Origin of the sequence: Micromonospora sp. NPDC048842 (genome assembly GCF_040649935.1) — a bacterium.
GTDB classification, from domain to species: domain Bacteria; phylum Actinomycetota; class Actinomycetes; order Mycobacteriales; family Micromonosporaceae; genus Micromonospora; species Micromonospora hortensis.
The window spans coordinates 55,689-69,839 of the sequence record NZ_JBEZGK010000002.1 but is presented as its reverse complement, the minus strand read 5'-3'; the positions used below and the strand labels follow the sequence as shown (position 1 = coordinate 69,839).

The following is a 14,151-nucleotide window of genomic DNA, read 5'->3' as shown; positions in this document are numbered from 1 at the left end:
AAGCTCCGTGAGAATCGTGGTGGCACACAACCGGTACCGGGAAGCCCAGCCCTCCGGTGAGAACACGATCGTCGACTCGGAGATCGCCCAGCTCACCGCCGCTGGCGTCGAAGTGCTGCCCTTCATCCGCAGTTCGGACGAGATCCCGTCGATGTCGAAGTCGGCGAAGGCGCTGCTGCCGATCTCGCCGATCTGGGCACCGCGCGCCCAGCACGACCTGAGCCGGCTGCTCACCGAGCACCGACCGGACGTTCTGCACCTGCACAACCCGTACCCCCTGATTTCGCCCTGGGTGGTGCGGACCGCGCACCGGCACGGCGTGCCGGTGGTGCAGACGGTGCACAACTACCGTCAGGTCTGCTCGTCGGGGATCTACTTCCGCGACGGCGTGATCTGTCAGGACTGCAAGGGTCGGGCGTTGGGTGTGCCCGCGATCAAGCACCGCTGCTACCGCGACTCGGCGGTGCAGAGCGCGCTGATGGCGACCACCCTGGCCGTGCACCGGGGCACCTGGCGCTCGGTGGACCGGTACATCGCGCTCACCTCGGCCATCGCCGATCACCTCCGCGACTACGGCATTCCCGACGAACGCATCGTGGTGAAGCCGAACTCCGTCCCCGATCCCGGTCGGCCGGCGCCGCTGGGTGACGGGTTCCTCTACATGGCCCGGCTCTCCCCGGAGAAGGGCGTCGACCTGCTGCTGGACGCCTGGCGTCGGCACCCGGTGGGTTCGCTGGGCACGCTGCGGGTGGCCGGTGACGGCGAGCTGCGCCCGCTCGTGGAGGCAGCCGCCGCCGAGCGACCCGACGTGGTCTACCTCGGTCAGCTCGACCGGGCCGGCGTGCAGGCCGCGGTCGAGGCGAGCGCTGTGGTGATCGCCGCCGCGATGTGGCACGACGTGCTGCCCACCGTGATCATCGAGGCGTTGGCGAACGGCCGACCCGTGCTCGGGACGGCGTTGGGCGGCATTCCGTACCTGGTCGGTGCCGACGCTCCGCACGAGCCCGCCGGCACCGGGCCCGCCGAGATCGCCTCCGCTGTCGCCGGGGGCGGCGGCGGGTCAGCCATGCCGGCGGGGATCGGTCTGGGCGAGGCCGGTTGGGTGGTCGCCCCGGAACCGGCCGCGCTCGCGGCCGCCCTGCCGGTCGCCCGCGCCGGTGCGTCCGGGCTCACCCTGGGAGCCCGCGCCCGCTACGAGCGCACCTTCCACCCCGACGTGGTCACCAAGCGACTCATCGACATCTACGCGGGCCTGGCCCGGACCCCTACTCCATGATCGGCGAGCCTGAAGGTCGCGCGGGGGCGGGGGTCAGCGGAGGGAGGCGCGGGCGGAGAAGGCGATGCTGGCCAGCAGGAAGCCCCCGTTGACGATGGTGAAGGCGACCATCACCCAGAGGACCAGCGCGGGGGCCACGGCGAGCACCACGGCGGCCACGAAGATCACCGCGCCGTAGTCGCGGACCAGCTTCACCAGGCGCACCGGCAGCGAGGTCGAGGTGACCATGCTGGCCGCGTTCGGGCCGGCCTGCATCACCGACGTCACCAGGTTGACCATCCAGGTGCCCGCGAAGGTCGCCACGAGCCAGGTCGGCGTGCCCGGCTCCTGCGCCACGGCGGTGGCGCCCAGCGCTGCCACCAGGGCGATCTGCGCGGCCACGTCGCAGAGCACGTCGACGCGCGCGCCGGCCGCGCTGCCCTGGCCGGTCACCCGGGCCAGCTGCCCGTCCGCGCAGTCCAGGGAGTACGCCACCTGCCAGCCGACCAGGGCGAGCAGGCCGACCACCCAGGCCGGTACGTCCCCGGCGGCGACCGGGCCGGCGAGCGCCACCACGGTGACCGAGGTGGCCAGCCCGAGCACCAGGTTGGTGATAGTCAACGCTGTCGGTCGCAGCCCGAGCCGCTGGGCGACGAGCGCGAACACGGCCCCCAGCCACTGGCTGATCGACTCGCTGAACAGGCCGCCGCCCCGGTTCACCCGGTGGAAGTCGGCGACGGTGGGACGGGGGTCAGCCAAGCTGGTCGCGGATTGCACCGGCGTAGTCTGCCAGCCGCTCCCGGGTCTCGGTAGGCGACAGTGCCAGGTGTTCGAGGATGGTGTACCGGTCCGGCCGGGTACGCGGCGCGAACTGCACCGCCTCGATGAACTGGTCGTCGGTGAGCGCCACCTCGGCGGGGAGCCGGGGCAGACCGTGCCGGGCGAGGCAGGCCGACATCTCCCCGAAGCGGCGGAGATCTCCGCGTAGCCAGGTGCAGAACAGCGCACCCAGCCCGGCCAGCTCGCCGTGCGAGGCGGTCCCCGGAAAGAGCGAGTCGACAGCGTGCATGATCTCGTGGCAGCCGCCGCTGCACGGACGGCTGGTGCCGTCGACAGCCATCGCCAGGCCGCTGGAGATCAACGCTTCGGCGAGGACGATCACGAAGGCGTCGTCGCTCATGTCGCCGGGGTGGTTGAGCACCGCTTCGGCGCCGGCCCGCGAGAGCGAGGCGGCCAGCCCGTCGACCGGCTCACCGCGTACCTGTCGGGACAGCTCCCAGTCGGCAAGCGCGCTGATGTTGCTGATCACGTCGCCGATGCCGGCCCGGTTGTGCCGGTCCGGGCCGCTCTCCACGAAGTCCAGGTCGACGATCACACCGATCGGAATGTGTACGCCGTAGGAGCCCTTGATCCCGTCGGTGATCAGGCTGGCCACCGGGGAGGCGATCCCGTCGTTGGCGAGGCTGGTCGCCACCGACACCATCGGCAGCCCTCGGCGGGTCGCCGCGTACTTGGCCACGTCGATGGTCTTGCCGCCGCCGATGCCGACCACCGCGTCGTAGGACCGGGCGCGGAGTTTGCCGCCCAGGTCGTCGGCGGCGTCCAGCGTCCCGCCGGAGACGGTGAACACGTCCGCCGAACGCAGCGACGGTCGGATCAGCTCAGCGATCTGGGCACCCTGACCCGGGCCGACAACCACAGCGACGTCGCCCCCGGAGGAGATCCGCCCGTCGGCCAGGATCGCGCCCAGGTCGGCGACCGCCCCGCGTCGCACGTCGATGTGCAGCGGGGTGAGGACGCTCCGAGCTAGTAGAGGCACGCGATCTCCCGCGCGCGGGCCAGGTCGGCGTGGTTGTCGACCTCGACCCACGGGACGTCACCGATCGGCGCCGCCCGCACCTCCCCGCCCCGGTCGGAGAACTCCTGGTAGCCGTCCTCGTAGTAGAGGTTCGGGTCCCGTCGCCAGGTCGCCTCCAGCGCGTCGGCGAGCGCGTCGGCGACCTGCGGCTCGATCAGCGTCGCGCCGATGTACTCCCCGTACGCCTCGCCCGGGTCCATGATCTTGGTGATCCGGGTGAGCTGGCCGGCGGCGTCGAAGGTGGTCTTCATCTCCTCCTCGGCCAGCGGCTTGAGGGTGTCCACGGCCAGCAGGATGCCCGGGCCACGCTCGGCGAGCAGGGTCTTCTCCACGCTCACCGGGTGCACTGTGTCCCCGTTGACAAGCAGCACCCCGCGCGCGAAGTACTCCCGCGCGAGCCAGAGCGAGTAGGCGTTGTTCCACTCCTCGGCCTTGTCGTTGTGCACAAGGGTGAGCGTGACCCCGTACCGCTTCTCCAGGTCGGCCTGCCGCTCGCGGACCGCGTCCGCCGCGTAGCCGACGACGATCACGATGTCGGTGAGCCCGACCTCGGCGAGGTTGCCCAGCGCGATGTCCAGGATCGTCGTCTCGCCGTCCACCGGCACCAACGCCTTGGGCAGGGTGTCGGTGTACGGGCGCAGCCGTCGTCCCGCTCCGGCCGCGAGCACCATTCCGATCATCGCGACATCCTCCCTAGTCCTGCTCCCGTCACCGGTGGAGGATAGCGCCGGCCGGGTGCGCCGCTCCGGCCAACCGGGTCAGCCGGGCAAGGCCGCCAGGTCGGCGAGCATCATCAGGCGCTCCTCCGCGCTGAGCACGGCGTACGGGCCGGCGGCCCGCCGGTCGGTCTCCAACTCGATGGCGAGCCGCTCGGGACCGGCTGGCAGGGCGGCGATGCTCGACGCGGTGTGCCCGGCGGCGGTCCAGGCGGCGGCGTGCGCGTCGGCCCGGTGGTGTCGCAGGGTGCTGAGCCGGTTGAGCAGCAGCACGCCCGACGGGGTGCCGTCCGGCTCGTAGGGGGGCGCCAGCGCGGCGAAGGAGGAGGCGACCGGGTTCGCCTCCTCGTCGGCCAGCACCAGGGCGTACGACAGCAGTCGGCCGAGCATGGCCACCAGCCGTGCCACCCGGTCGTCGTGGCCGGCCCACAACTCCTCGGTGACCTCGGCGTGCACCTGGTACAGCTCGGCGAGGAAGGCGGCGCCCCGCTCGGTGGCGGACAGGGCGCCGTCCGTGCCGCGGTAGATCATCCCGTGGGCCACCTGCTTGTCCACAGTCCGCCGGCAGGCGACCGGGTCCTGGTAGCGGGTGATCGCCGCGAAGCCGGGCCCGTCGACGGTGCCACCGGGTGCGGCCAGCCGGGTGCGCAGGTCGACCAGGAAGCCAGTGGCGGTGACTCCGCCGTAGCGCTGGGACAACTCGGCGCCACCACCGTCGCGGCCGGCCAGGATGCCGGCGCGGAAGGTCCGGTCCACTGCCGGTGCGAGCAGCCCGGCGATCCGGTGGGGCGCGAGTTCGACGGCGTTCACAGACCGATCGACCGCAGGACGGCGAAGCCCTCCTCCGCGATCCGCCGGATCAGCCCGTCGTTGACGTCGCGGTGCTCGTCGAGCACTGTCACCTCGTGCTCGGCCAGCCAGCGGTACTCGGTGTGCTTGCCGGCCTCGAGCATCGGGCGGTCGAGGTCACCGTCGACGCGGACCAGGAAGTCGTACTCGGTCCGGGTCAGGCCGTCGTCGCCGACGTAGCTGTACTCGCCCACCTGCCCCAGGACGTGGGAGAGGACCCAGCCGGTCTCCTCGGTGATCTCCCGGCGCAGTGCCTCGTCGATGTCCTCGCCCGGCTCCACGTGGCCACCGACGATGTCCCAACAGTTGGGAAACAGGCGTCGGTGTGGTGAGCGGCGCTGAAAGAAGATGCGGCCGTCATGGTCGACGATCAGCGCGCCGGCGCAGCGCAGGGGCTCGGTGGACACCATCCGACAGTAGCCAGCGTCCGCAGCTTGTGCGATGCCGCTCTTGTCCCGGAAACATCCACCGACCACCATGTCCGTACCGAATGCCACCGTCCCAAAGGGGTGATGTGTGATGCAGGTACGGGATGCGATGTCCAGCCAGGTCCTCGTCGTCGGTCCGGAGCACACGCTCCGCCAGGCGGCCCGGATGATGTCGGCCCGCGGTGTCGGGTCGGCGGTCGTGATCGACCCGGATTCCGAGGGCGTGGGGATCATGACCGAACGTGACGTGTTGAAGGCCATCGGCGCCGGCCTCGACTGCGACGTGGAACGCACCGGCGCCCACCTGACCTGGGACGTGGTCTACGCGGGGCCGGAGTGGACGGTGGCCGAGGCCGCCGCCGCGATGGCCCGGGGCGGATTCCGGCACCTGGTGGTGCTGGACGGCCGGGAGGTGGCCGGCGTGATCTCCGTGCGGGACATCATGCGGGTCTGGTCGGAGAGCCAGGCGGTCGCCACTACCTGACCGACTGTGGTGTGCGGGGCCGGAGCGATGGGTAGACATCCCTTGCGGGCGCGGAGATGCCGTGGCCCGTGGGGGAGGTCCCGATGCGCGACGCGGAGCGGCTGGTCGAGCAGCAGTACGCCATGCTCCTGCGTCGGGACGTGGCCCGGTTGCCGGATCTCTACGCCCCGGAGGCGTTCTACGCCATGCCGGGCGTGACGGTCCGTCCGATCGAGCTGCCCGCGCTGCTGCGTACCTGGACCGGCGCCTTTCCGGATCTGCGGGTCGACCCGATGGGCGCGGTCCGCACGGGCGGTGGCGCCGCCGTCGAGCTGCGGCTGACCGGCACCCACACCGGCACCCTGCATTCGCCGTACGGCACCGTCGCGCCCACCGGCCGGCTGGTGAGCTGGGAGGTGGCCGACGTGGTCCGGGCCCGCAAGGGTCGGATCACCGCCTGGCGCTCCTACTTCGACTGGAGTCAGCTCCTCGACGCGCTCGGCGTGCAGCTGGAGGGACTTTCCCGGGCCGCGCAGCACGACGCGCTCGCCCTTCCGGTCTGATCTGCCGCCGACCGGCCCAGTGGGGTCACCCGACCCGGTGGCTCAGGATGCGGACATCGCCGTGCCGACCGCGCGTCCCCCGCCGCCGCCCGTACGCTCAACATCCATGACCGCCGAGCAGTTGATCTCCTTTGCCCGTGGGGCTCCCTCGCTGGACATCGTCGATGTCGAGGGGCTCAAGGCCGCCGCCGTCCGCGCCTTCGACGCCGACCCCGCTGGGGTGACGGCGTACGGCACCTCCGTCGGGTACCTTCCGCTGCGAAAGTGGATCGCCGAGAAGCACGGGGTCGAGGCCGACCAGGTGCTGGTCACCAATGGGTCGCTTCAGGCCGACGCATTCCTCTTCGACCACCTGGTCCGCCCCGGCGACGCGGTGGTGGTGGAGCGCCCGACGTACGACCGGACGCTGCTGAACCTCCAGCGGATGGGCAGTGAGCTGCACGGCATCGCCGTCCAGCCGGATGGCCTGGACACTGCCGAGCTGCGCAAGCTGCTGGAGTCCGGGGTCCGCCCCCGGCTCGCGCACGTCATCCCCAACTACCAGAACCCGGCCGGCATGACGCTGTCCCTGGAGAAGCGCCGGGAGCTCCTCGACCTGGCCGCCGAGTACGAGTTCACGATCTTCGAGGACGACCCGTACGCGGACATCCGCTTCCGTGGTGAGGCGCTGCCGTCGATGCTCTCGCTGGACACCCGCAACGTGGTGGTGCACGCGTCGAGCTTCACCAAGACGGTCTGCCCGGGTGTGCGGGTCGGTTACCTGGTCGGCCCGGCCGACCTGATCGCCTCCATCGCGAAGAACGCGACGAGCCTCTACATCTCCCCCGGGATGGTGTCCCAGGCGATCGTGCACCAGTTCTGCGTCTCCGGTGACATCGACCGCTCGATCGAGACGGTCCGGGCGGCGCTGGGCGAGCGGGCCCAGGTGCTCGCCGAGTCGTTGCGCCGGCACCTGCCGCAGGCTCGGTTCGTGGAGCCCGACGGAGGCTACTTCCTCTGGGTGGAGTTCCCGGAGGACGTGCTTGTCGACCGGCTCGCCCCGGCGGCGGCCGAGCGTGGGGTCGCCGTGGTCAAGGGCAGTGACTTCGTGCTGGACGGCGGGCGGCACGCTCTCCGACTGGCCTTCTCGGCGGTGACCGCCGACAAGATCGACGAGGGTGTCCGGCGGCTCGCCTCGGCCGTCGAGGCCGTCCGCAGCTGACGTAACTGTCGGGTTCCTGACAGAACGACGATGCCGGCCGTCCCGGGGCTCCCCTCCGGGCGGCCGGCTGGCCCACAATGCTGCGAGCGTCACCCCGCCAGCTGCGGAGACACACCGCCCGGCCTCCGGGCCGGCCCCGCCGGGTTGACGCGGCAGCACAACCTCCCGCCCCCACAGGTGCCGGGTGGGCCGTGTCGTCCCCCGCACACCCCCCGATGCGGCCCGGCCCGCCCGGCGCCGCCCCCACGCGACCGCCGTCACACCGGTCCTCGACCGCGATCGGCGTAGCCTGCAAGCCGCAGCCGAGCGCGGGAGGTGACGCGATGACGGATCGGACAGAGCGGGACCGGACGGCACCGTCGACCACCGGTCGGGTGTTACGACCTCGGGCGTGGCCCTCCCCGGTCCGGGCGATGACCCGGATCCTCAACGCCGACGGCTCGCCGCCCGTGCCGGCCCCGACGGGCACGGGCACCGGTCGCAGCGCTGTGGTCGACTGCGCGCTCTACGTCGACGGCAAGCGGCAGCCCGGCGACTGGACCTACGCGGAGGCGTTGGCCGCTGCCCGCCGCGAGGAGCACGGCTTCGTCTGGATCGGTCTGCACCAGCCGGAGCTGGCCGAGATGACCGCCATCGCGGAGACGTACGGCCTGCACGAGCTGGCGGTCGAGGACGCGGTCAAGGCCGAGCAGCGCCCCAAGCTGGAGCGGTTCGGCGACGTCGTCTTCCTGGTGCTGCGCACCGCCCGCTACTGCGAGCACACCGAGCTGACCGAGAACTCCGAGGTGGTGGAGACCGGGCAGGTGATGCTCTTCATCGGCCCGAACTTCGTGATCAGCGTCCGGCACGGCGATGCCTGCCGGCTCGCCCCGATCCGCGCCGACCTGGAGACCAAGCAGGAGTTGCTGCTGCACGGCCCGTGGGCTGTGGCGTACGGGGTGACCGACCGGGTGGTCGACCTCTATCTGGAGGTGGCCGACCAGATCGAGGACGACCTGGACATGCTGGAGGCCGAGGTCTTCGACCGGCACGGCCACGGGCGGATCCAGCGGATCTACCAGATGAAGCGGGAGCTGGTGGAGTTCAAGCGGGCGGTGGTGCCGTTGCAGCGGCCGCTGATGACGCTGACCTCCCAGGTCAACCGGGACGTGCCCAAGGAGATCCGCAAGTACTTCCGGGACGTACAGGACCACCTGAGCCGCACCGTGGAGCAGGTGAACTCCTACGACGACCTGCTGAACTCGATCCTCCAGGCGCGGCTGGCCCAGGTCACGGTCGACCAGAACAACGACATGCGCAAGATCGCTGCCTGGGCCGGTATCGCCGCGGTCTGGACCGCCATCGCCGGCATCTACGGGATGAACTTCGACAACATGCCCGAGCTGAAGATGACCTACGGCTATCCGGTGGTGTTGGCCCTCATGCTCGGCGTCTCGCTGGCCCTCTACCGCTGGTTCCGCCGCAACGGCTGGCTCTGATCCTGCGATAGCGCCGCGCACGCGAAAGCGCCGACGAGTGGGTGGACCCACTCGCCGGCGCCCGATGCGCTGCTGTTGACGTCAGCGGCGGCCGTTGGTGCGGGCGGTGTCCTTGCCCAGCGCCTTGGTGAGGTCGTCGGTCGGCCGACCGGAGACGTCGGTGGCGCCCTCGGCGACCGACGGGACCTTGTCGGTCGGGCGGACACCGGTCTGCTTGGCCGGGGCGGTGGTGCTGGCGCTGGAGCCGCCGGCCACCGCCGAGCTGCCCGCGCCGGTCATCGCCGCGCCGGACATGGCGGACCCGTCGGACCCTCGGGCGGCGGACGGCGTACGTACCTCGATCGAGTCGACCTCGTCGCGCATCGGCTCCAGGGTGCTGCGGGTCGGGTCGTACTCGGCCCACTCCTGCTGCTCCCGGCGGCGACGCAGCGCGACAGCGCCGGCCACGCCGGCGATGGCACCCGCCGCCAACAGGCCGGTCATCATCGAGCCGCGACGACGCGGCTGCTTCTTCTTACCGGTGATCCGCATGGTCTTCGACTTGGCCTTCCTGGTCAGCGGCCCTGCCTGCGCGGCGCCGTCACGAGCAGCCGCCGCCAGCGGTGCCAGCGTGGTGAGAGTCGTCCCCCAGCCGGTCGACGCGCGGTCGCGTACCTTCGCGGCGGTCGGTGCGACGTAACCCCGGGCCACCTGGACCCGCGGGCCGACGGTCGCGCCGGCGCCCTTCGCGGCGTGGTTGGCTGCCAGCATCAGGTGGCTGATGCTCTGGTTCAGCTCGGCCTTTGCCAGCTGCCCCTGGGACTTACGCCGCCCGAATCCAAACACGGTCCTACCTCCTGGGAGTTGTTCCTTCGTCATCCTCCACCTTCGGATGCCTCCGCGATGCCAGATCGGGCACATGGGAGGATCCGCATGGAACTGACCAACGAGTGAGGAGTACCCGTGGCCGAGGCTATCTACGCCACCCTGCACACCAACGCTGGCCCGATCCGGCTGGAGCTCTTCCCCAACCACGCGCCGAAGACCGTCCGCAACTTCGTCGACCTGGCCGAGGGCAACCGTGAGTACACCGACCCGCGCACCGGTCAGCCGGGCAGTGGTCCGTACTACGACGGCACCATCTCGCACCGGGTGATCAGCGGTTTCATGGTCCAGATGGGCGACCCGACCGGCACCGGCCGGGGCGGACCGGGCTACAAGTTCGCCGACGAGTTCCACCCGGAGCTGCGGTTCGACCGTCCGTACCTGCTGGCGATGGCGAACGCCGGACCGGGCACCAACGGTTCGCAGTTCTTCATCACGGTGTCCCAGACGCCGCACCTCAACAACCGGCACACCATCTTCGGCCAGGTCGCCGACGAGCAGTCGGTGAAGATCGTGGATTCGATCGCGAGCACCCCGACCGGTCCGAGCGACCGTCCGCTCCAGGACGTCGTCATCGAGCGGGTCGAGATCGAGCGGTCCGCTTCCTGAGCGACTGGCGAGGTACCTTTGCTCGCATGATTGAGCGCTCCGGAGCACGGCCGGTGCCAGCAGACCGTGTGGTGTTGGACGGAGGGTCGGCCCGGTGAGCGAGTCTCCGCCGACCACCCCGGTCTGCTACCGGCACCCCGGCCGGGAGACCTACGTCCGGTGCTCCCGCTGTGACCGGCCGATCTGCCCGGACTGCATGCGGGATGCCGCGGTCGGGCACCAGTGCCCGGAATGCGTCAACGAGGGACGTCGCAGTGTCCGGCCGGCGCGTACCGCCTTCGGCGGCGGTACGGCCGGCCGGCACGGCTATGTCACCAAGGCGCTGATCGCCGTGAACGTGCTGTTCCTGCTGGTGTCCATCGCCTCCGCGCGGGGTGGGGACGCGGCTGTGGGTGGCTCCGGCTTCGGCGGCCTGATGGGTGGCAGCACGCCGCTGACCGAGTGGGGTGCGGTGCTCGGCCGGGCCTACCTCTCCGACTACACGCTCGGCGGGATCGCCGAGGGCCAGTGGTACCGGCTGGTCACGGCGATGTTCCTGCACTACGGCGTGCTCCACCTGCTGCTCAACATGTGGGCGCTGTGGGTGCTCGGCCGGTCGTTGGAGGCCAACCTCGGGCGGGTGCGGTTCGCCGCGCTCTACCTGATCGCGGGCCTCGGCGGCAACGTGGCCGCCTACCTGTTCAGCAGCCCGCGGGCGGCCACCGTCGGCGCGTCGACGGCCGTGTTCGGTCTGTTCGCCGCGCTGATCATCATCGAGCGCAAGTTGGGCCGGGACATCTCCCGGATCATTCCGATCCTGGTGATCAACCTGGTGTTCACGCTGGCCGTGCCGGGCATCTCGATCCCCGGGCACCTGGGCGGCCTTGTGGTCGGCGCGTTGATGGCGTTGGTGCTCGCGTACGCGCCGCGTGGTCGGCGCACGCTCGTGCAGGTCACCGGTGGGGCGCTGATCCTGCTGATTCTGCTCGCGCTGGTGCTCTTCCGGACTGCCCAGTTGCTCACGTAACCGGGCGGGCGGCCCGCAGCGCGGCGGCGACCTCCTCCGGGGTGGTGTCCAGCTCAAATCGGCCGAAGAGGTGCAGCGACTCGCCAGCGTCGATCTCCAGAACCTCGGACGTCAGCCCCAACCGCGGTCGACGATCCACCGTGATCGCCTCGATGGTCGTCCAGGGCAGCAGCCGGCGGCCGGCGAACCCGTGGATGACGGTGAGTCCGGTCGGATCCACCGCCAACCGGACCGGTGCGACCAGGTCGCGTACCGCCCAGCCGACCAGGACGGCGGCGGCCAGAATGGCCAGCACCAGCCGGACCGCGTCGCCGTCGGCGAGGAGCAACCCGAGCGCGATCAGCAGAACCGCACCGGCGAGTTTTGCCGCCGGCAGGCTTGCCGGGACCCGCCACTGCCGGTTCGGGGAGATCTCATCCACCCGCCCAGCATGCCAGCGGTCCGCCGGATCGTAGCCTCGCGCGGGTCGATCATGGAGTTGTGGTGCCCCCCATATCGTGCGAAGTGGAAACTTCTACCCGCCACTACTCCATGATCGACGCGGGAGGGCCTGGGGGCGGTGCCGTGGGCGCCGGACGACGTAGGATCGGGGCAGCCCAAGTTACCGGGGAGTAAACATGAGTGACGCGGTCATCGTCGGCGCGGTACGTACCCCGGTCGGGCGGCGCAAGGGCAGCCTCGCCAGCGTCCACCCGGTCGACCTCTCGGCGCACGTGCTGCGCGCCCTCGCCGAGCGCACCGGGCTCGACCCGGCCCAGGTCGACGACGTCTTCTGGGGCTGCGTGTCCCAGGTCGGTGAGCAGTCGTGGAACATCGCCCGCAACGGCGTGCTCGCCGCCGGGTGGCCCGAGACGGTGCCCGGCACCACACTGGATCGCCAGTGCGGCTCCAGCCAGCAGGCCCTGCACTTCGCCGCCGCGACTGTGCTCTCCGGTCAGGCCGACCTGGTGGTCGCCGGCGGCGTGGAGTCGATGACCCGGGTGCCGATGGGTTCCAGCGTGGCCGGCGGCATGCCCTTCAGTGACCAGCTTCGCGCCCGTTACCGGGGCGTCGAGGGCTTCGCCGACGACGCGCCGCTGCCGTTCAACCAGGGGGTCGGGGCCGAGCTGATCGCCCAACGGTGGCGCCTCTCGCGCACCCAACTGGACGAGTTCGCGCTGGCCAGCCACGAGAAGGCGGCAGCCGCGCAGGACGCTGGCGCGTTCGACCCGGAGCTGGCAGCGGTGCCGCTCGCCGACGGTGGGAAGTTCGCCGCAGACGAGGGCATCCGCCGGGAGACCTCCCTGGAGAAGCTGGGTGAGCTGGCCACCCCGTTCCGCGCCGACGGCGTGGTGACCGCCGGTTCCGCGTCCCAGATCTCCGACGGCGCCGCGGCCCTCGCGGTGACCACGTCCGACTGGGCCAGCCGACACGGCCTGCGCCCGTTGGCTCGGATCCACACCGCCGTGGTCGCCGCCGACGACCCGGTCGCCATGCTCACAGCGCCCATCCCGGCCACCGCGAAGGCGCTGCGCCGCGCGGGGCTGGGCATCGAGGAGATCGGGGTGTACGAGGTGAACGAGGCTTTCGCCCCGGTGCCGCTGGCCTGGCTGGCCGAGACCGAGGCGGACCCGGAGCGGCTCAACCCGCGCGGCGGGGCGATCGCCCTCGGCCACCCGCTCGGTGGCTCCGGCGCCCGGATCATGACCACCATGCTCCAGCACATGCGGGACAACGGCATCCGCTACGGCCTGCAGACCATGTGCGAGGGCGGCGGCATGGCCAACGCCACAATCGTCGAGCTGGTCTGACGCGGGGCGGAAAACGCCTCGCCTCGACGCGGAACGGCCGCCTAAGGTGCCCAGCGTGACGACGATCGCCGGTGAGCGCGCCCCCGACTGGTCCAGCGAGCAGTGGCAGGTGCGGGCCCGATCCTGGGTCGACGCGCAGCTGAGCCGGGCCGGCCGACGGGTGACCGGTCTGGTGGAGCCGAGGCTGCGGCCCTGGTCACTGGTGTGGCGGGTGCCCACAGACGACGGTCCGGTCTGGTTCAAGGCCAACAACCCGGGCACCGTGCACGAGGCCGTCCTGATCGCGGCGCTCGCCGAGTTGACGCCCGACCGGGTGCTGACGCCGATCGCTGTGGACCCGGCGCAGGGCTGGTCGCTGCTGCCCGACGGCGGCGAGTCGTTGCGCGACGTGCTGGCCCGCGACCCCGACCTGGCGCACTGGGAGCGGGCACTGCCCGGGTACGCGGCGCTGCAACTGGCGAGCGCGTCGCGCGCCGACGAGCTGGTCGCCCTGGGCGTGCCGGATCAGCGTCCGGAGGTGCTGGCCGGCCTCTTCGCCGAGCTGCTCGACGATCACGAGGCGCTGCTGATCGGTGCCGAGGGCGGGCTCGGTCCGGAGGTGCACGAGCGGTTGCGGGCCGAGCTGCCGGCGTACGCGCAGCGGTGTCGCCGGCTCGCCGACCTCGGCATTCCGGCGACGGTGCAACACGACGACCTGCACGACGGCAACGTGTTCGCCGGCGCGGCCGGGTACCGGTACTTCGACTGGGGCGACGCCTCGGTGGCGCACCCGTTCGGCACGCTGCTGGTGACCCTGCGTTCCATCGGGCACGCCGGGAAGCTCGCCCCCCACGACGCCCAACTGGTGCGGTTGCGAGACGCGTACCTGGAGGTGTGGACCGACAGGTACGACCGGCAGACCCTCGTGGAGGCCGCCGACCTCGCGATCGGCCTGGGGCCGGTGAGCCGGTCGCTCTCCTGGCGTCGGGCTCTGGACACTACCGAGGAGTCCCGCGCCGAGTACGCCGACGCGGTCCCGGGCTGGCTGGAGGAGCTGTTCGCCGCCAGTCCACTTCAGCCGAACTCCTGACC

The 14,151-nt window shown here is 71.4% G+C and carries 16 protein-coding genes; 9 read left to right on the top strand and 7 right to left on the bottom strand.

Translation table 11 applies throughout. The features are described from left to right. Positions 1-7 precede the first annotated feature (7 nt). The gene (locus AB0C19_RS02805; protein ID WP_357178446.1) at positions 8-1,276 is read left to right on the top strand and encodes a glycosyltransferase; all 1,269 of its coding nucleotides are present in this window, start codon (positions 8-10) and stop codon (positions 1,274-1,276) included. A gap of 33 nt (positions 1,277-1,309) precedes the next feature. Here AB0C19_RS02805 and AB0C19_RS02800 read toward each other — a convergent pair whose 3' ends face one another. The 5 genes from AB0C19_RS02800 to AB0C19_RS02780 all read right to left on the bottom strand — a co-directional run bounded on the left by AB0C19_RS02800 (position 1,310) and on the right by AB0C19_RS02780 (position 5,088). Next, positions 1,310-2,032: a CDP-alcohol phosphatidyltransferase family protein gene (locus AB0C19_RS02800; protein ID WP_357178443.1), complete on the bottom strand. Its 723-nt coding sequence runs from the start codon at positions 2,030-2,032 to the stop codon at positions 1,310-1,312. After that, positions 2,007-3,074, bottom strand: a complete 1,068-nt coding sequence (locus tag AB0C19_RS02795; protein ID WP_179781433.1) for an iron-containing alcohol dehydrogenase family protein — start codon at positions 3,072-3,074, stop codon at positions 2,007-2,009. Before AB0C19_RS02795 ends, AB0C19_RS02800 begins: the two co-directional genes overlap by 26 nt. After that, positions 3,062-3,793, bottom strand: a complete 732-nt coding sequence (locus AB0C19_RS02790; protein WP_124854040.1) for a phosphocholine cytidylyltransferase family protein — start codon at positions 3,791-3,793, stop codon at positions 3,062-3,064. Before AB0C19_RS02790 ends, AB0C19_RS02795 begins: the two co-directional genes overlap by 13 nt. Positions 3,794-3,871: 78 nt before the next feature. Next, entirely contained in the window at positions 3,872-4,639 is a 768-nt protein-coding gene (locus AB0C19_RS02785) for a hypothetical protein (RefSeq protein WP_357178439.1), read from the bottom strand. Then, complete coding sequence (locus AB0C19_RS02780; protein WP_357178436.1) at positions 4,636-5,088, bottom strand: NUDIX domain-containing protein; 453 nt, start codon at positions 5,086-5,088, stop codon at positions 4,636-4,638. The genes AB0C19_RS02785 and AB0C19_RS02780 overlap by 4 nt, the downstream gene beginning before the upstream one ends. Before the next feature lie 109 nt (positions 5,089-5,197). Here AB0C19_RS02780 and AB0C19_RS02775 point away from each other — a divergent pair, with 109 nt between their 5' ends. The 4 genes from AB0C19_RS02775 (at position 5,198) to corA (ending at position 8,811) form a co-directional block, all read left to right on the top strand. Continuing rightward, positions 5,198-5,590: a CBS domain-containing protein gene (locus AB0C19_RS02775; RefSeq protein ID WP_030487774.1), complete on the top strand. Its 393-nt coding sequence runs from the start codon at positions 5,198-5,200 to the stop codon at positions 5,588-5,590. Positions 5,591-5,673: 83 nt separating this feature from the next. Next, positions 5,674-6,132, top strand: a complete 459-nt coding sequence (locus AB0C19_RS02770) for an ester cyclase (RefSeq protein WP_124770741.1) — start codon at positions 5,674-5,676, stop codon at positions 6,130-6,132. A gap of 106 nt (positions 6,133-6,238) precedes the next feature. Next, positions 6,239-7,333, top strand: coding sequence for a PLP-dependent aminotransferase family protein (locus AB0C19_RS02765; protein ID WP_357178429.1), 1,095 nt, complete (start codon positions 6,239-6,241; stop codon positions 7,331-7,333). Between the two features lie 323 nt (positions 7,334-7,656). Continuing rightward, the gene (gene corA, locus AB0C19_RS02760; RefSeq protein ID WP_203119035.1) at positions 7,657-8,811 is read left to right on the top strand and encodes a magnesium/cobalt transporter CorA; all 1,155 of its coding nucleotides are present in this window, start codon (positions 7,657-7,659) and stop codon (positions 8,809-8,811) included. A gap of 81 nt (positions 8,812-8,892) precedes the next feature. Here the strand turns inward: corA and AB0C19_RS02755 are convergent, their stop codons facing one another. Continuing rightward, positions 8,893-9,669 carry a hypothetical protein gene (locus AB0C19_RS02755; protein WP_238687541.1) on the bottom strand — a complete coding sequence of 259 codons (777 nt, stop codon included), beginning with the start codon at positions 9,667-9,669 and terminating at the stop codon, positions 8,893-8,895. Positions 9,670-9,753: 84 nt separating this feature from the next. Between AB0C19_RS02755 and AB0C19_RS02750 the strand changes: the two genes are divergently transcribed. Next, positions 9,754-10,284: a peptidylprolyl isomerase gene (locus tag AB0C19_RS02750; RefSeq protein WP_238687540.1), complete on the top strand. Its 531-nt coding sequence runs from the start codon at positions 9,754-9,756 to the stop codon at positions 10,282-10,284. A gap of 94 nt (positions 10,285-10,378) precedes the next feature. Then, positions 10,379-11,290 carry a rhomboid family intramembrane serine protease gene (locus AB0C19_RS02745; RefSeq protein WP_357178424.1) on the top strand — a complete coding sequence of 304 codons (912 nt, stop codon included), beginning with the start codon at positions 10,379-10,381 and terminating at the stop codon, positions 11,288-11,290. Here the strand turns inward: AB0C19_RS02745 and AB0C19_RS02740 are convergent. Further along, positions 11,283-11,711 (bottom strand): PH domain-containing protein, encoded by a 429-nt coding sequence (locus AB0C19_RS02740; RefSeq protein ID WP_357178421.1) that lies wholly within the window; start codon positions 11,709-11,711, stop codon positions 11,283-11,285. The two genes, AB0C19_RS02745 and AB0C19_RS02740, sit on opposite strands and share 8 nt — an antisense overlap. 196 nt (positions 11,712-11,907) lie before the next feature. Here AB0C19_RS02740 and AB0C19_RS02735 point away from each other — a divergent pair, with 196 nt between their 5' ends. Together AB0C19_RS02735 and AB0C19_RS02730 are read left to right on the top strand one after the other, a co-directional pair. Then, positions 11,908-13,080, top strand: a complete 1,173-nt coding sequence (locus AB0C19_RS02735; protein ID WP_357178418.1) for an acetyl-CoA C-acyltransferase — start codon at positions 11,908-11,910, stop codon at positions 13,078-13,080. A gap of 55 nt (positions 13,081-13,135) precedes the next feature. After that, positions 13,136-14,149, top strand: coding sequence for an aminoglycoside phosphotransferase family protein (locus tag AB0C19_RS02730; RefSeq protein ID WP_357178415.1), 1,014 nt, complete (start codon positions 13,136-13,138; stop codon positions 14,147-14,149). Positions 14,150-14,151 lie beyond the last annotated feature (2 nt).